Origin of the sequence: Cupriavidus sp. YAF13 (assembly GCF_052113425.1) — a bacterium.
Taxonomy (GTDB): Bacteria; Pseudomonadota; Gammaproteobacteria; order Burkholderiales; family Burkholderiaceae; genus Cupriavidus.
This window is the reverse complement of record NZ_JBFRDD010000020.1, coordinates 32,896-49,722: the sequence shown is the minus strand read 5'-3', so window position 1 is coordinate 49,722 and position 16,827 is coordinate 32,896. Positions and strand designations below refer to the sequence as shown.

Genomic DNA, 16,827 nt, shown 5'->3' with positions numbered 1-16,827 from the left:
GCGTTGTATGCGTCGGATGCGCTGTTGGTGTCAGGCGATGCCGAGCATGCTGGCGATCTGCGCCTTGTTGACCGTGGCGCCAGCAAAGTCGTCGAAGATCCGCGAGGTCACGCGGATGATATGGCGGTTGATGAAATCCACGCCTTCGCGCGCACCGTCTTCCTGGTTCTTCACGCAGCACTCCCACTCAAGCGTGGCCCAGCCCTGGTAGTCGTATTGCGCAAGCTTGGAGAAAATCGACTTGAAATCGACCTGGCCATCGCCCAGCGAGCGGAAGCGTCCGGCGCGCTCGGTCCACGACGTATAGCCGCCATAGATGCCTTGCCGCCCGCTTGGATTGAACTCGGCATCCTTGACGTGGAACATGCGGATGCGGTCGCGGTACAAGTCGATGTAGTCCAGGTAGTTCAGCTGTTGCAGCACGAAGTGGCTGGGATCGAACAGGATGTGGCAGCGCGGATGGTCGCCAACCAGGCCGAGGAAGCGCTCGAAGGTGGCGCCGTCGTGCAGGTCTTCGCTGGGGTGGATCTCGTAGCAAAGGTTGACGCCTTGCGCATCGCAGGCATTGAGCACCGGCAACCAGCGTTTGGCGAGTTCTTCGAACGCGGCTTCGATCAAGCCTTCGGGGCGCTGCGGGAACGGGAACAAGTAAGGCCACGCGAACGAGCCGGAGAAGGTGCCCATCTCAGTCAGGCCGAGCCGGCGCGACGCCTTGGCGGCAAGCTGGAGCCGCTCCAGCGCCCACGCGGTGCGCGCCTGCGGATTGCCGCGCAGCGCGGGCGGCGCGAAGTTGTCGCACATGGAATCGTAGGCAGGATGCACCGCCACCAGCTGCCCGAAGATATGCGTGGTCAGTTCGCTGATGACCAGGCCGTGCTCGGCCAGCGTGCCTTTGACCTCGTCGCAGTATGTCTGGCTTTCCGCTGCGGTCTTTACGTCGAACAGGCGCTCATCCCACGCCGGAATCTGCAATGCCTTGAAGCCTGTATCGGCAGCCCATTTGGCGATGGCGGGCAGCGTGTCGAACGGCGCTTGTGTGTCGCTGAACTGGGCGAGGTGGAGGCTTGGGCCTTTGATGGTTTGCATGGATTGAACCGCCTATTGTTTGTCGAGCGACAAAGAATAGATGGCCGGGACGAGGAAGTCAACCGTGTTTGGCGCCGCGACGGTAAAATGCAAGCCGCAACAGCATTCACTCACGAGCAGAACATGGCCGGACGCCCCAGAGAATTTGATCGAGACCAAGCCCTGAATACGGCCATGAACGTGTTCTGGGAGCGCGGTTATGAAGGTGCGTCGATGTCGACGCTGGTCGAGGCGTTGGGCTTGGCCTCGGCGCGCATCTACGCGGCGTTCGGCAGCAAGGAAGCGTTGTTCCGGGAAGCGGTGGCGCTATACGAAGCTGGCGAAGGCGGCTTCGCGGACCGCGCCATGCAGGAAGAAGAGTCGGCCAGGCAGTCCATCGAACGCTTGCTCGGCGACGCTGCGCGGACCTACACCAAACGCGGCCGTCCGCATGGCTGCCTGGTGGTGTCCGCGGCCAGCAGCTGCGCGCTCGAGAACGAACCGGTGGCCGACTGGCTGGCGGAACATCGCCGCCAGCGCACGCAATCCATCATCGACCGGCTGCACGCGGCGGTGCAAAGCGGTGAACTGCGGCAGGATACCGACATCGCCGCGCTTGGCGATCTCTACGGCGCGCTGTTGCACGGCATCTCCGTGCAGGCCCGGGACGGCGTCAGCCGCGCCCGCTTGCAGGCGATGATCGGGCCCGCGATGCTGGCGCTGGATGCTGCCGCAGCCCCTGGCAAAGCCGCCCCTCAACGTTGATCTGGAAGAATCTGGCATCTGGCGCGACCAGGCGAATCCCCAGCTTGAGGCGCATGCGCGGACCATGAGCAGTCAATTGACAGCGCCTCTTCGCGTTCAGCGAGGGATGATTCTGTTCCCGGCCTCAGACTGAATAACTCGCCGCCATGCCCTCGTGAGCATGGTTACATCGTCCGCGCAGACATAGGCCGGGGCTCCGAGGGCCATGGCTGCTTGCAGGAATGCGTCATGGGCGCCTTGCCATTTTGATGTCAGCACTTCCTCGGTACTGTCGTTGTCAAACACGAGCCTGAAGGCGTTGTTTCCTTCGAGAGATCGAGCGCGCTGCCTGATGAGGGTGCTGATCACCTTGAAGCCTGAATGGATGGGCGATTGTTCCGCACCCTGCTTGCTTGGCGCGGCAAGAACACCTTCCCAGTCTTCATCAGACGCCGCGGGGCGCGGGAACTCGCGTGTCTCAGACCAGCGGATCCAGGCACGCGAGTACGCGTTCCATGCGCTTGGGTCGGCGTTCGAGGCCAGTGCTTCGGCTTGTTCTGGTGACAGCGTACGGATCTGCGAGAGCAAATCGACCACGCTGTCCCCGTGTGGCCCAAACAATGCCGCGCCCGGTATCTCTTCGACCAACTCCAGGGCCGTTGCACGCCAGTATCCTGGTTGTGCAACTAAGCCCGACATATCCCCCAGTGCTTTGACGCGTACACGCCAGAGCCGGCCGGGCCAATGGCTACCGACGATGACGGTGGAAAGTGATTGCTCCACGATTATCCAGGGAGGGGCAGCGGCGGCAAGCATCACCTCGTTGCCATCTCTTCGCAGGGCTGGGCTGCTATCAGGGGAGTCATACCAGAAACCCTCGGGACTAGGCGAAGGGCGATGGAACGGGAGCTTCATAGATAAGGTTCTCAATGCAATCGCTCGTCAGTATATAGGCCAGGGAACAGATTTCAGGGTGGCGGCGCGTCGTCGTCGTCGGCAGTCCGTGCGGCGTACTCTGGCTAACGAAAACTGAGCGCTTCGAGTGAAGCGTCCTTCAACGAATGCCCACCATGTCTGGCACCGTACCGGCTGCACGGCCAGTCCCTGTCACTATAATCAATGGGTCATGCTGCATCGCGCAGAGACCTTCGCTTGCCCGGCTACTGATGGGATGCAGGCTGGCGATCAGCCCGCCACGTGAGGGCGGTTTCCCGGCCAACCTACGGGGGACAAACCATGCAAGCAAGCCTTGATAAGGTGCGTACCGCAATTCTCGCCGTGATGATTTCACTGATTGCCGCATGCGGCGGGGATGGAGGCGGAGGCGGCTCGGGTAATGGCAGTGGCGCGGCTACCCCGCCGGGCGGCATTGATCTGCAAGTTGTCTCGTTCGGCGACAGCCTGTCGGACGTCGGGACCTATGCGCCGATCGCTAGCGCGGTCGGCGGGGGGCGGTTCACAACGAATCCCGGACAAGTGTGGACTCAGGATGTGGCGCAATATTACGGCGATACGCTAAGCGCCGCGTTTACGATCGACATCACGCATCAGTTGAGTACGCAAAACGGCCTAGGCTACGCGGAGGGCGGCGCCACGGTGGCAACGCCGGCAAATCTGAACAATTTTCTTACCGACGTGATCGGCAACATCGAAATGCCCGTCAACCAGCAGGTTTCGAGCTATTTGTCCGCACACGGGAGCTTCAACGCCAATCAGCTGGTGCTGGTCTGGGGCGGCTCGAACGACGTGCTTCGCGCCGGGGCGCTGCCAGCCGCGGCGCAGACCGTGCAGACGGCGGCAACCACCCTGGCTCAAGTTGTCGGACAGATCATCCAGAACGGCGCCACGCACGTCGTCGTGGTCAATGTCCCAAATGTCGGACTATCGCCCAAAGGCATCGCCGCGTCCGACGGCGGGGCAAACCTGACCCAGCTATCGCAGATCTTCAACAACAGCTTGAACGCTGCCTTGCAGGCCGATGGCCTGCAAGGCAAGGTCATCCAGATCGATTCTTATACATGGGAGAACCAGATCATCGCGAGCTTTCAGGCCAATGGCTTCGTCGTGTCAAACACCGGCGCCGCCTGCGACCCGGCAAAAACGCCTCACGACACGGCCTTGCTGTGCTCGCCGGCTACCTACGTGACGGCCAATGCCGATCAGACATACATGTTCGCCGACGACCTTCATCCGGCGACACGTCTGCATACACTGTTTGCCCAGTTCGTGGAGCAGCAGATCGCCAAGAGTGGTCTTGGTCACTGAGCCTTGGAAATTGATGACTCGTCAGCGGAATCGTCGGGTTCCGGCACGTGCGATTTTTGTCCGTGTCCGTGTCGTGTTACGCGGGCAAATGGAAGACATCGCACAAGGTGGCGTTTGGCACGCAAGAGGTCGGTGGTCTTAGGCGTGCCGTTTCATCACCCTCTAGTTCAGGTGTGGCGAGCGCCAACGATGACTGTTGCCTCTTCGGCTGCTAACAGTAGCGCGGCGGCGCAGCCGATGGCGGAACAGGTGGGGATGGTAGCGCTTACGATTGCTGTTGTTTCCGAAGCGCCTCCATCACGCGCCTGGCGGCAAACAGTGGCAGGTAGTCGTGAACCTTGGCGCCGTCCTGAAGCTCGTGCCAGGCGGCGAGATACGCGCGCTCCACTTCCTCCACCGGGACTTTCAAGGCTTCGGATATCCTGGCGATCATCGAGGACTGTGATTCGGTTCTCATATTGCCTGTCACCCGGCGGAAAGAGGCGGTGCATGATGCGGCGCTGTGCTGTCGCCTGTCGCCTGTTGCGTGCGGGCGGGCGGAAGGGATTGATTAGTCACCCGCCTGACAATCGGTGGGACGTTTTTTTAGTATAGGAATGCCGCGTCGCTAAACCCGCCATCGGCTTGCCATATTTGTCCTGCACAATGCGGGCTATGCCGACTCAGGTGGATAAGTTCTGAATGCCAACACCCACGACTGCCGCAGGCCTGGATCGTCGTAGCGAGTCGGTTGGCCTCTCCCTTGCTTTGTGGTCTCGCCGTGCATCCAAGAATGCCGGGGACGCTGGGGATGGGGTGCGCTTTGCTTGCTTGTTCGCGGGGTGCGGAGCCATCAGGTTGATGGCTCTTTTTGTTTTTGGTGCCACGGCGCGGCGATTGGCCATGCTGCTGGTGCTATGCATGGCGACGAGTGCCTGGGCCGATGCGGACATCGGGTTTCTTGCGATGTTTGCCAAGGACGGGTTGTGGCGTAACGTGCAGGCTCGCTGCCTGGCGCCCGGCGCGCCGCATCACCCCGATTGCGTGGTGGTGGATCGTGAAAAAGGCTTGGTGCTCTACAAGGATGCCATCGGCCGCTCGCATTTTCTCGTCATTCCGGATCATCGCGTGACTGGCGTGGAAGAGCGTGGCGTGTGGGAGGACGGCGGGCAGAACCCGTGGGCATTCGGCTGGGACGTCAGGCAGTTTGTCGGGCAGGCACGCGGGCGGCCGTTGCCCGATGGCATCCTGGGGCTGGCGATCAATGCCAAGGCGGCACGCAGCCAGGAGCAGATGCATATCCATCTGGACTGCATCAGCCGGGATGCCAGGGACTTTGTCGCCGGCGCGAGTGCGCGTATCGGGACCACCTGGACGGCCCTGCGGTTCATGGGCAAGCCGGTACTGGCTGTGTTCGTGCCTTCGCCGGGAGCGGCGCTGTCCGTCAATCCATTCCTGCTTATCAAGCATCGTCTTGGCGAGGTGGCGTCGGTCGTGCCGGACCGGGGCGTGTTTGTCACCTATGTGGCGGATGCCGCGGGCACGAGCGGCTTTGTCATCGTGGACCAGCCAGTCGATCGTGAGGCTGGCAGCAATGGACACGCCAGCGATTTCCTGGATCGCCAGTGCAAACTGGCGCAGGAAGACGCGCCAGCGGCGCTCGAGTAACCTCGGCTTCGCGGCTGTCAATCCGGGGTTGCGCTCGCGCAAGCCGTTGCTAGAATGAATGTCCCCGTTCAGCATGCAGGAGTGCAGCCATGGCAACGTATCAGCGCGGCGATTTGTTCCTCGTCACTTCTGTTGAGGAATTGCCCTGGGGGCGTTACAGAGGGTTTGTGACCATGATGGAGGGCACGCAGACGCAAGCCTCATCACGGCACACTTGCCCCATGTGCAGGGACAATCCGCTCCAGGCCCATGAGGACGCCGACGCCGATGTCGAGTACGCCTACAGGCACTATCTCTCGGAGCATATTGACTGGAGCGCCCACGCCGGCGATACGGAGCACTGAGCCGAAACCGGGAAACCGCTGCAGCGCAGGGCTTCCCGAACGCACTGCCCGCGCTACCCGCACTCGCTGCTCGCACTCACTTCAGGTTCTCTCCCCAGTAGGCTTCGATCTGCTTGACCAGCACAGGCGGCAGCGCCACGTAGTGTTCCGCCGCGGCATCGGCCTGCCCGTCATTCAATGCCCAACGGAAGAACGCGAGCGCGGCTTTGGCGCTGGCGGGATCCTTCGGGGCCTTTGGCATGATCACGAACACGGCGCCGGTAATTGGCCACGCCTGCGTGCCGGGCGCGTCCGTGATGACCTGATAGAAGTCGGGGTGCTGGCTCCAGTCCGCTGACGCCACCGCGGCGCTGAAGCTCTCCCGCGCGGGCTCGACAAACGAGCCCTCCCGGTTTCGCACGGCGGTGTAGGGCAGCTTGCGTTGCAGCGCGTAAGTCAGCTCGACATAGCCGATCGCCCCTTTGACATTCTTGATGTAGGTGGCCACGCCCTCGTTGCCGCTGGCACCGACACCTGCCGGCCATTTGACGGTAGTGCCCGAGCCCACGCTGCCTTTCCATTCGTCGCTGACCTTGGACAGGTAGTCGGCCCAGTTGAAGGTTGTGCCGGAGCTGTCGCTGCGGTGAACGACCAGGATCTTTTGATTGGGGAAGTGGATGCCGGGGTTGATCGCGCTGATGCCTGGGTCATCCCAGTTGGCGATCTTGCCCAGGTAAATATCCGCCAGCAGTTGGCCGGTAAGGCGGATCTGGCCTGCGGCCACGCCATCCAGGTTGACAATCGGCACCACGCCACCGACAACCAGCGGAAACTGGACCAGCCCCGCGGCGCGCAATTCATCTGGCTTGAGCGGCATGTCCGAGGCGCCAAACGTGACATTGGCGGCCTTGATCTGCCGGATGCCGTTGCCCGAGCCGGTGGGCTGGTAGTTCACTTCCAGGCCGGTCTTGGTGTAGTAGGTGGCCGCCCATTTCACCAGCAGGGGATAGACGAAGGTGGAGCCGGCGCCGGTGATATCGCCCGCGTGCGCGGACAGCGCAATGCCGGCGGGCAGGCTGGTAAGCAGACAGGTAAGCAGGCAGGTAAGCAGGCAGGTGCGCGTGGCGCTGCGCTTCACGTTTTGCCAAATGAGGGTCGGAGTCATTTTGCAACCTCCCGGGCATGTCAGTGAACGGCGCACGTATTGCATCTACTGCACGGACTGCATGTAACGCACCGACGGCATGGTCCGCCGGGGAGGTCACATGCTTATCCTAGCACTCGCTGCGTTGTTACCGGCAAGGCGTTTTGCAAGCGCGACGGAGGGGCGCAACGGTGCGTCATCGCGCTGTCATGATGTTGTCGCCGGGTTGTCATGATGGCTTGCCGAGTCCCTAGAGCCTAGAGGCCATTTCCAAAAGATGCTGGCGTCGTTGCGCGGCCTTGGCCGATCCACTTGTACTGTCTGCGGCCGCCCGCCTGGCCAGAACCGCTTCGCTTCATGTTGAAACAGCCTCTTACTTTTCCGCTATCCACCCCGCCACGGCTTTCACCACTTGCGGCTCGATCCCGTTGAACCCGTGATAGGACATGGCCTCGCACGGGTCTCCCACGCTGTTGCCGCCGGCAAAGTGGATCAGTCCGGCCTTGGGGGTCTTGGCCAGCTTGTCCATCAGTCCTTGCACCTCGTTGTATGGGCACTGCTTGCAGCCATCCTGTTCGTGATGGACCACAAGCACGGGTATCTTGAGTTTGTCGAGGGCCATCGCCGGCACCTGATGGCCGCGATCGTCGCGCAGGATGGTGGCGGTCAGCACGATGCCATCGGGGCCGCCATCGTCCGCCAGCCGGATCGCGGTGGACGCCACCGACTGGGTGCCGCGGCTGGTGCCGACCAGCCAGACGGGCAGGTGGGTGTGGCTGCGCATCCAGGCGATCACGGCCTTGGTGTCTTCGGCATGCTCGGCGGACAGGCGAAAACCGCTCAGGTAGGGCCAGGACAGCCGGTCGCTCGGCGCATCGATGACGGCAACCGCGAGGCCGTTGTCGACGAAGAGCTGGCGGGAGCGCACCAGGAAATTGCCGGCGCCCCAGGCAAGGCTGCCGTTGGGGTAGATACTCAGGCCACCATGCGCGCCTGCGTAGAGGATCACCGCCGCCGTGGGCTGTGCGGGCGCCAGATACAGGAAGCGCTGCGTCACGCCTGGGCGGGTCGGGATGTCAACCACCTGTGGCGCGGTTTGTGCGCGTGCGGCCAGGGTGCCGAGCAGCAGCGTGAGGCAGAGCGTGGCCTGGCGCAGCCATCGCGGCGGCGTGTTTGCTTGGCGGCAAGGCATGGGTTGTCTCTCCGGGGTTCGATCTGGCTGGCGGGCACGGCGCCCGTGGCTGCGCAGCAAGATAGCACCGGCGGCGAGGATGACCAATCCACGCTAACCCCGGCTTCGCCGTCTATGCCTCCGATCCCACCGATCCACCTATGCCACGGCGCTGACCCGATACACGCAGCGCCGCGCGTTGCTCAGCAAATGCTCTTCGCGCGTGACGGTCGCTTGCGCGCCAACGACCTCCTGGAAGATCCGCAGCTCGGCCCGGCAGAACCCCTGGCAGGTCTGGGCAGCGGCGCAGATCGGGCAATGGTCTTCGATCAGCAGCCAGTCCTTGCCGTCTTGCTCAAGGCGCGCCATGTAGCCTTCGGCCTGGCGCAGCGCGGCGAGCGTGGCCAGCCGCTGCTGCAACTCGCCCTGGCCGGCGACCGCCGCGAGATATTGCGCGCGGGTTTCCGACTCGCGCTGGCCGATCAGCTTGTCCATGCCTTCTTCGCCGAACAACTGCCGCACCGATCCGATCAGCTGGATGGTGAGTTGCGCGTGGGTATCGGGAAAGCGGCCGTGCCCGCTGGCGGTGAGGGTCCAGTCCTGGCGCGGCCGGCCTGCGCCGCTGGCGTTTTGCTGGCGGCCCTCGATCAGCCCGGCGGCGAGCAGCTTCTGCACCTGCTGGCGCGCGGCCTCGGCGGTGCCGCCCAGCGCCTGGGCGATCTGCGTGGTCGATGCCGCGCCCTTGGTCTTCAGCAGGAACAGGATGCGATCACCCGGAGACCCTGTAGGGTTATCCAAGTTATTGTTTGCATAATTCATGGGCGCGTCCTAATATCCAAAAACTGTCTTGGATATTAGGGCAGGCGGGCGGCAAAGTCGAGCCTGTCCTGCATCTGGCCAAGCCGATCAACGCTGTCTCAACGCTGAATATCAAGGAAATCGTCCCATGCAAGCCGCTCGTACGCAACACGCATCGCGTCAGCTCACCATGCTCAATCCGCTTGGTCTCTATGATCCCAGCGCCAACGGTTACTCCCATGTGGCGATGGTCGCGCCCGGTGCGGGCCTGGTCTGCGTGGCCGGGCAGGGTGGGGAGCGCGCTGACGGCAGCCTGCCTGACAGTTTCGAGGCGCAGGTGCGCCAGGCCTTCGACAACCTGGGCGTGGCGCTAGCCGCCGCGGGCGCGCAACTGCGCCATGTGGCCAAGCTGACCGTGCTGGTGGTGGATCACGACGAGGCACGCCTGGGCGTGCTGGCGGCGGCGGTGGAGCGGGCCTGGGGCGATGCGCCCAAGCCGGCGTGCACCTTGATTCCGGTGCCGCGGCTGGCGCTGGACGGGATGTTGTTTGAGGTGGAGGCGCTGGCCGTGGCGGAGGGCACAACGTCCTCCGCGTCCTCCGCTGCGGTGTAGCCGGTGCCAGTGCGCGGCACGCCGGTGTTGGGCTCAGGCCGCCAGCTTGGGTTGGCGGGACGGCTGAGGCTGTCCCGCCTGGGTCTCGCCAAACTGCGGATGGCGCGCGAACAGCTCGGCCACCCAGCTGACGAACACGCGCACCTTGGCCGACAGGTGGCGGTTCTGCGGGTACATCGCGGCGATCGGCAACGAGTCCGTGGGCCAGTCGGGCAGTACTTCAACCAGCCGGCCGCTTTCCACATAGGGCAGCGCCATGGCCCGCGAGATGCGGGCGATGCCGTGGCTTTCCAGCGCGCAGCTCAGGTAGACGTCGCCATCGTTGGTGGAAATGGACGAGGGCAGCAGCATTTCCGTGCGCTGCTCGCCTTGCCCGAGCGGCCACGGTATTTCGCGGCCGGTGCGGTTGGACAGGTAGTTCACGGCCCGGTGTTGCACCAGCTCGCTGGGCTGGGTAGGTGTGCCGTTGCGCTTGAGATAAACCGGCGAGGCGTAGAGCCCCAGCCGCAGCTCGCCGATGCGGCGCGCCACCATGGTGTCGTCCACCGGGTCGCCCACGCGCAGCACCACGTCCACGCCTTCCTTGAGCAGATCGATGGGCTTGCCGTTGATGGTGAGTTCCATCTTGAGCTCGGGGTAGGCGGCAAAAAACTCATGCAGCTTGGGGATCAGCACGAGCCGCGCCAGCCCGGCGGTGGTGTCCACGCACAGCGTGCCGCGCGGCGTGTTGTTCTGGTGGGTGAGGGATTGCTCGGCCTCTTCCACATCCGCCAGGATTCGCACGCAGCGCTCGTAATAGGCGGCGCCGTCGGTGGTCACGCTGATGCGCCGGGTGGTCCGGTGCAGCAGCTTCACGCCAAGATGGGTTTCCAGGTTCTGGATCAACCGGGTGAGGGTGGCCTTGGGCAGGTCCATGGCCTCGGCCGCGCGCGCAAAGCTGCCGACATCCACCACGCGGGTGAAAGCCTGCATTGATACGAGACGATCCAYGTTCACTCCCCTGGGTAAGGAAACAAGCGGGCCTGGCTGGCGGGGCAGGCACCCGGGTGGGGTGCGGCCCGGCGTGGCCCATGACGGCTTGCGCGGCTGCGGAAGTGCGGGAGTGGATCACAAAATGGATGACCTTGCACAGCGAAGGGTTTCCCGGGCGCCACATGCCCGATTATTTCACCGGGGAAACAGTGCATTGGTAAAGCCTCGCTTTATCCCACCTTCATCAACCACCATAATTCGGTGCATCGCAATATGCAATGGATGCGTCGCCCTCGCGCCGCACGTCACCGACATGTCGCCCTCGCAATCGAAAGCCGCAGCAGCAGCCTTAACCGCCGAACTGGCCGAGGGGCGCGTGACCGAGCACACGGTGGAGAGTTGCGGGCGCACTATCACGGTGCACCTGAACTACCCGCCGGGCTATCCGGAGGGCAAGGCCGCACCGTTGCTGCCGTGGCTGATCTACCTCCATGCGGGCGGCTTTGTGGAAGGCAGCCCGGAGAAATCCCAGCGCCTGGCGCGCTCGCTGGCCGCGACCATGCCTGCGGTGGTGGTCACCCCGGCGTATTCGCTGGCCCCCGATTTTCCGTTCCCGGCGGCGCCGGAGGACGTGTTTCATACCGCCGAATGGGTGCTGCGCCATGCGCGCCGCCTGAAGGTGGACAAGCTGCGCTTTGCGCTGGTGGGCGAAGAGGCGGGCGGCAACCTGGCGATCGCGCTGTCGCAGATGCTGCGCGACCGCGGCTTGCCCGAGCCGCGCGCGCAGTGGCTGATCCGCCCGGTCACCGACCCGTGCCTGCAGCACGCCTCGTGCTCGGTCGGGCAGGGCGGGCGCAGCGTGCCGCTGGAAATGCTCCAGCGTCTGGCGGGCTACTACCGCGATTACCTGCCGACCCCGGCCGCCAGCGTGCATCCCTACGCGGCCCCGGCGCTGTCCTCGCGGCTGGCAGGCCTGCCGCCCACCTTTGTGCAGGTGGCAGAAGAAGATGCATTGCGCGCCGAAGGCGAAGCCTTCGTCAGCCGCCTGCAGACGGCCAGTGTGCCGGCGCAGGTCCAGATCATGCCCGGTGCCTGTGGCGCCGGCGTGGAAGTGTCCCACGACCGATGTCAGGTGTGGATAAACGAAGGCGCGCGCTACCTGCAAGGCTATCTTGCCGGCGGCGACGACGCCTCACCCAAGGCCGAACGCCAGACAGGAGCCAGCCCGCCCGGCTGATCCGGCGTTACCAATAAGCCAAGCCGGACTGCGACAAGCAGGCGTACCGGGCGCGCTCCTTTTGCGCGCTCCGGCGGGGGCGTTCGTCCTATTTTTGCTTTCCAGTTGAAGAAAACCCGCAGACGGAATACGGAGTCAAGAACATGAATCAGCAAACTCGACGCACCATGATTGCCCTGGCCATCGTCGCAGTGCTCGGCGCTGGCCTGGCCACCTCGATCTTCAAGCCCTGGCACGCCGGCGAGGCGCAGGCCGTGCCTGGCCCGGCAGCACCGACCACCGTGGACGTGGCAGCGGCCCTTGGCAAGACCATCACCGAATGGGATGAGTTCTCCGGCCGCCTGGAAGCGGTGGACCGGGTTGAGATTCGCGCCCGCGTTGGCGGCACCATCGATGCCGTGCACTTCCGTGAAGGCGCGCTGGTGAAGAAGGGCGATCCGCTGTTTACCATCGACCCGCGTCCTTATGCCGCGGAGGTAGCGCGTGCGGAAGCTGCGCTGGCCGCCGCGCAAGTGCGTGCCGGCCACGCGCAGACCGAACTGGCCCGCGCGCAGCGCCTGGTGCAGGACAACGCGGTATCGCGCCGCGAGTTCGATGAGCGCGACAACGGTTCGCGGGAAGCCATCGCCAATGTGCGTGCCGCGCAGGCCTCGCTGGATGCGGCTCGCCTTAACCTGACCTATACGCGCATCACCGCGCCGGTCAGCGGGCGCGTATCGCGCGCCGAGATCACGGTGGGCAACCTGGTGGCGGCCGGTGCCGGCACGCCGGTGCTGACCACGGTGGTGTCGGTCTCGCCGGTGTATGCCAGCTTCGAGCTCGATGAGCAGACCTACCTGCGTTATACGGCGGAGAAGACGTCCGGAGCGTCCGGTGGCGAAGGTGGCCAGTCAAAGCTCCCGGTGTTCCTGGGCCTGGCCAACGACGAGGACTATCCGCGCGAGGGCCGTATCCAGTCGCTGGATAACCGGCTCGACACCAAGAGCGGCACCATCCGCGTGCGCGCCGTGTTCGACAACCCGGACGGCCGCCTGCTGCCGGGGCTGTATGCGCGCATCAAGCTCGGCGGCGGCTCGCCGCACCCGGTGGTGCTGATCAACGACCGCGCCATCGGCACCGACCAGGGCAAGAAGTTTGTGCTGGTGCTGGACGGCGCCAACAAGCTGGCCTATCGCGAAGTCACGCTTGGGCCCTCGTATGAAGGGCTGCGTGTGATCCGCCAGGGTTTGAAGGCCGACGAGAAGATCGTGGTCAATGGCCTGCAGCGCGTGCGCCCCGGCATCACGGTCGCGCCCAAGCCGGTCGATATGGCATTCAAACGCGAACTGGATCAACGCGGCGAATCGGCTGACCGCAAGCAAGCGGCCACGGAGAAAACCACGGATAAGGCGGCCGACGGAAAGCCGGTGACCTGAGCCGATCCGGCATGAACCGCCTGAGCTGAATCCGCCAAGGGTTTGCTCCCCTCTCCCGCATGGCGGAAGAGGGGCAGGGGCAGGGGGAGAGGGCGGGCGCATCCACCGTGCGCCGGCTTTGACAGTACCTCTCCCCCGAGGCCAAGCCATTTTTTAGCTTCCCCGCTCCACATGGCGCCTGCCATTCAGGCCGCCAGGGGGAGCCCTTTCGCCAAGACTGCCGAGACTGAGATGAATCTCTCGAAATTCTTTATCGACCGGCCTATCTTTGCCGGCGTGCTATCGGTGCTGATCTTCCTGATCGGCGCCATCTCGATGTTCAAGCTGCCCATCTCGGAGTATCCCGAGGTGGTGCCGCCGTCCGTGGTGGTGCGCGCGCAGTATCCGGGCGCCAACCCCAAGGTGATTGCCGCTACCGTGGCGTCTCCGCTGGAGGAGCAGATCAACGGCGTCGAAGACATGCTCTACATGTCGTCGCAAGCCAATAGCGATGGCCTGCTGACGCTGACCGTCACGTTCAAGCTCGGCACGGATCCGGACAAGGCCCAGCAGCTCGTGCAGAACCGCGTGGCGCAGGCCGAGCCGCGCCTGCCGGAGGACGTGCGCCGCCTGGGCATCACCACCGTGAAAAGCTCGCCCGACCTGACCATGGTGGTCCACCTGGTCTCGCCGAACGACCGCTACGACATGACCTACCTGCGCAACTACGCGGTGATCAACGTCAAGGACCGCCTGGCGCGGATCCAGGGCGTGGGCCAGGTGCAGCTGTTCGGCTCGGGCGACTATTCCATGCGCGTGTGGCTGAACCCCGAGAAGATGGCCGAGCGCAAGCTGGTGGCCGCCGACGTGGTCAAGGCGATCCGCGAGCAGAACGTGCAGGTGGCCGCCGGCGTGATCGGCGCCTCGCCCGCGCTGCCGGGCGCTGACCTGCAGCTCTCGGTAAACGCGCAGGGCCGCTTGGAAACCGTGGAGGCCTTCGGCGATATCATCGTGGCGACCTCGCCCGATGGCGGCGTGACCTACCTGAAGGACGTGTCCCGCATCGAGCTGGGCGCGTCGGAGTACGCGCTGCGCTCGCTGCTGGACAACAAGTCCGCGGTGGCCATTCCGATCTTCCAGGCTCCTGGCTCCAACGCCATCCAGATCTCGGACGACGTGCGCAAGACCATGGAGGAGCTCAAGCAGAACTTCCCCGATGGCGTGGACTACAGCATCGTCTATGACCCGACGCAGTTCGTGCGCCATAGCATCGAGGCCGTGACCCACACGTTGTTCGAAGCCATCGCGCTGGTGGTGCTGGTGGTGATCCTGTTCCTGCAGACGTGGCGCGCCTCGGTGATTCCGCTGCTGGCCGTGCCGGTGTCGATCGTGGGGACGTTCGGGCTGATGCACGCCTTTGGCTTCTCGATCAATGCGTTGTCACTCTTCGGGCTGGTGCTCGCCATCGGGATCGTGGTGGACGATGCGATCGTGGTGGTGGAGAACGTCGAGCGCAATATCGCCGAGGGGTTATCGCCAAAAGAGGCCACCTACAAGGCCATGCGCGAGGTGAGCGGCCCGATCATCGCCATCGCGCTGACGCTGATCGCCGTGTTCGTGCCGCTGGCCTTCATGACGGGCCTGACCGGTCAGTTCTACAAGCAGTTCGCGCTGACCATCGCCATCTCGACCATCATCTCGGCCTTCAATTCGCTGACGCTGTCGCCGGCTTTGTCCGCGCTGCTGCTGCGCGGCCACGATGCGCCGAAGGACTGGCTCTCGCGCGGCATGGATCGCGTGCTGGGTGGCTTCTTTGGCCGCTTCAACCGCTTCTTTGGCGCCAGCGCCGATCGTTACGGCAAGGGTGTGAGGGGCGTGATCTCGCGCAAGACGGCAGTGTTCGGCGTCTACGCCGTGATGCTGGCACTGACCTGGGGTGTGTTCCAGCTGGTGCCCAAGGGCTTTGTGCCGGCGCAGGACAAGCAGTACCTGGTGAGCTTTGCCAAGCTGCCCGACGGCGCCACGCTGGACCGCACCGAAGACGTGATCCGCCAGATGTCCGACATCGCGCTCAAGCAGCCGGGCGTGGAATCGGCGATTGCCTTCCCGGGCCTGTCGATCAATGGCTTCACCAACAGCCCGAGCGCCGGCATCGTCTTTGTCTCGCTCAAGCCGTTTGAAGAACGCAAGACCAAGGAACTGTCGGGCAACGCCATCGCAGCGCAGCTCAACGGCAAGTACGCCGCGATCCAGGACGCCTTCATCGCCGTGTTCCCGCCGCCGCCGGTTCAGGGCCTGGGCACCATCGGCGGCTTCAAGATGATGATCGAGGACCGCGCCGCGCTGGGTTACGACGCCTTGTTCGACGCAACCAACGCCTTTACCACCAAGGCGCGCGCCACGCCTGAGCTGGCCGGTATCTTCACCAACTACCAGGTCAACGTGCCGCAGCTGGATGTAAAGCTGGATCGGGTGAAAGCCAAGCAGCTGGGCGTGCCGGTGACGGATGTGTTCGACACGCTGCAGACCTACCTCGGCTCGGCCTATGTCAACGACTTCAACAAGTTTGGCCGGACCTACCAGGTCAAGGTCCAGGCGGATGCGCAGTTCCGCGCTCACGCCGAGGACATCCTGCAACTGAAGACGCGCAACAGCGCGGGCGACATGGTGCCGCTGTCGTCGCTGCTCACCGTCAACCAGGGCTTTGGCCCGGACAGCGTGATCCGCTACAACGGCTTTACCGCGGCCGACATGAACGGCGGCCCGGCCCCGGGCTTCTCCTCGGGCCAGGCGCAAGCCGCGGCCGAGCGCATTGCGGCCGAGACGCTGCCCAAGGGCATCAAGTTCGAGTGGACCGACCTGACCTACCAGGACATCCTGGCCGGCAACGCGGGGGTATGGATCTTCCCGCTGTGCGTGCTGCTGGTGTTCCTGGTGCTGGCCGCGCAGTACGAAAGCCTGACCTTGCCGCTGGCCGTGATCCTGATCGTGCCCCTGAGCCTGCTGGCTGCCATGACTGGCGTGTGGCTGACCAAGGGCGACAACAACATCTTCACGCAGATTGGTTTCATCGTGCTGGTGGGGTTGTCAGCGAAGAACGCGATCCTGATCGTGGAGTTTGCGCGGGAACTGGAGCATGAAGGCCGCTCCATCGTGGCCGCCGCGATCGAAGCCAGCCGCCTGCGCCTGCGCCCGATCTTGATGACGTCGTTCGCGTTCATCATGGGTGTGGTGCCGCTGGTGGTGTCCACCGGCGCGGGTGCCGAGATGCGCCATGCGATGGGCGTGGCGGTGTTCGCCGGCATGCTGGGCGTGACCTTCTTCGGGCTGTTCCTGACGCCCGTGTTCTACGTGGCGCTGCGCCTGCTGGCGACCCGTGGCATGCGCCGCACGGTGTCGGACGCGCCGTCGGCGAGCCACAAGGCTATCGCCTCCGCTGAATAACGGTGATCGA

Annotated in this window: 15 protein-coding genes; 8 read left to right on the top strand and 7 right to left on the bottom strand. The window is 64.3% G+C overall.

The annotated features are described in order from the left end of the window. Positions 1 to 30: 30 nt before the first annotated feature. Entirely contained in the window at positions 31 to 1,086 is a 1,056-nt protein-coding gene (locus AB4061_RS17635) for a sugar phosphate isomerase/epimerase family protein (RefSeq protein WP_441635950.1), read from the bottom strand. A gap of 174 nt (positions 1,087 to 1,260) precedes the next feature. On the opposite strand from AB4061_RS17635, the gene AB4061_RS17630 reads away from it, so the two are divergent. Then, positions 1,261 to 1,830, top strand: coding sequence for a TetR/AcrR family transcriptional regulator (locus AB4061_RS17630; protein ID WP_441635949.1), 570 nt, complete (start codon positions 1,261 to 1,263; stop codon positions 1,828 to 1,830). A 96-nt stretch (positions 1,831 to 1,926) separates the two neighbouring features. On the opposite strand, the gene AB4061_RS17625 is transcribed toward AB4061_RS17630, so the two are convergent. After that, a complete protein-coding gene (locus AB4061_RS17625; RefSeq protein ID WP_441635947.1) occupies positions 1,927 to 2,592 on the bottom strand; it encodes a hypothetical protein in 666 nt (221 codons plus the stop codon). Positions 2,593 to 3,045: 453 nt separating this feature from the next. On the opposite strand from AB4061_RS17625, the gene AB4061_RS17620 reads away from it, so the two are divergent. After that, positions 3,046 to 4,074 carry an SGNH/GDSL hydrolase family protein gene (locus AB4061_RS17620; RefSeq protein ID WP_441635945.1) on the top strand — a complete coding sequence of 343 codons (1,029 nt, stop codon included), beginning with the start codon at positions 3,046 to 3,048 and terminating at the stop codon, positions 4,072 to 4,074. A gap of 265 nt (positions 4,075 to 4,339) precedes the next feature. Here AB4061_RS17620 and AB4061_RS17615 read toward each other — a convergent pair whose 3' ends face one another. Then, the gene (locus AB4061_RS17615; RefSeq protein ID WP_441635943.1) at positions 4,340 to 4,531 is read right to left on the bottom strand and encodes a DUF3562 domain-containing protein; all 192 of its coding nucleotides are present in this window, start codon (positions 4,529 to 4,531) and stop codon (positions 4,340 to 4,342) included. Between the two features lie 425 nt (positions 4,532 to 4,956). On the opposite strand from AB4061_RS17615, the gene AB4061_RS17610 reads away from it, so the two are divergent. Both AB4061_RS17610 and AB4061_RS17605 read left to right on the top strand, forming a co-directional pair. After that, entirely contained in the window at positions 4,957 to 5,721 is a 765-nt protein-coding gene (locus AB4061_RS17610; RefSeq protein WP_441635941.1) for a CDP-diacylglycerol diphosphatase, read from the top strand. An 89-nt stretch (positions 5,722 to 5,810) separates the two neighbouring features. Further along, on the top strand, positions 5,811 to 6,065 hold the full coding sequence (locus tag AB4061_RS17605) for a hypothetical protein (protein ID WP_441635940.1): 255 nt from the start codon (positions 5,811 to 5,813) through the stop codon (positions 6,063 to 6,065). A gap of 76 nt (positions 6,066 to 6,141) precedes the next feature. Here AB4061_RS17605 and pstS read toward each other — a convergent pair whose 3' ends face one another. From pstS to AB4061_RS17590, 3 genes are all read right to left on the bottom strand, one after another. Further along, positions 6,142 to 7,209, bottom strand: a complete 1,068-nt coding sequence (pstS, locus tag AB4061_RS17600) for a phosphate ABC transporter substrate-binding protein PstS (RefSeq protein ID WP_441635938.1) — start codon at positions 7,207 to 7,209, stop codon at positions 6,142 to 6,144. A gap of 352 nt (positions 7,210 to 7,561) precedes the next feature. Continuing rightward, entirely contained in the window at positions 7,562 to 8,380 is an 819-nt protein-coding gene (locus AB4061_RS17595) for an alpha/beta hydrolase (protein WP_441635936.1), read from the bottom strand. Between the two features lie 138 nt (positions 8,381 to 8,518). Then, positions 8,519 to 9,178, bottom strand: coding sequence for a helix-turn-helix transcriptional regulator (locus AB4061_RS17590; protein WP_441635934.1), 660 nt, complete (start codon positions 9,176 to 9,178; stop codon positions 8,519 to 8,521). A gap of 127 nt (positions 9,179 to 9,305) precedes the next feature. Between AB4061_RS17590 and AB4061_RS17585 the strand changes: the two genes are divergently transcribed. Continuing rightward, positions 9,306 to 9,770: a RidA family protein gene (locus AB4061_RS17585; protein WP_441635932.1), complete on the top strand. Its 465-nt coding sequence runs from the start codon at positions 9,306 to 9,308 to the stop codon at positions 9,768 to 9,770. Between the two features lie 33 nt (positions 9,771 to 9,803). On the opposite strand, the gene AB4061_RS17580 is transcribed toward AB4061_RS17585, so the two are convergent. After that, positions 9,804 to 10,742, bottom strand: coding sequence for a LysR family transcriptional regulator (locus tag AB4061_RS17580; RefSeq protein WP_441635930.1), 939 nt, complete (start codon positions 10,740 to 10,742; stop codon positions 9,804 to 9,806). Positions 10,743 to 11,055: 313 nt separating this feature from the next. Here AB4061_RS17580 and AB4061_RS17575 point away from each other — a divergent pair, with 313 nt between their 5' ends. The 3 genes from AB4061_RS17575 to AB4061_RS17565 all read left to right on the top strand — a co-directional run bounded on the left by AB4061_RS17575 (position 11,056) and on the right by AB4061_RS17565 (position 16,817). Next, the gene (locus tag AB4061_RS17575) at positions 11,056 to 11,979 is read left to right on the top strand and encodes an alpha/beta hydrolase (RefSeq protein WP_441635928.1); all 924 of its coding nucleotides are present in this window, start codon (positions 11,056 to 11,058) and stop codon (positions 11,977 to 11,979) included. A gap of 143 nt (positions 11,980 to 12,122) precedes the next feature. After that, positions 12,123 to 13,394: an efflux RND transporter periplasmic adaptor subunit gene (locus AB4061_RS17570; protein ID WP_441635926.1), complete on the top strand. Its 1,272-nt coding sequence runs from the start codon at positions 12,123 to 12,125 to the stop codon at positions 13,392 to 13,394. Between the two features lie 231 nt (positions 13,395 to 13,625). Further along, positions 13,626 to 16,817 carry an efflux RND transporter permease subunit gene (locus tag AB4061_RS17565; protein WP_441635924.1) on the top strand — a complete coding sequence of 1,064 codons (3,192 nt, stop codon included), beginning with the start codon at positions 13,626 to 13,628 and terminating at the stop codon, positions 16,815 to 16,817. Positions 16,818 to 16,827: the final 10 nt, after the last annotated feature.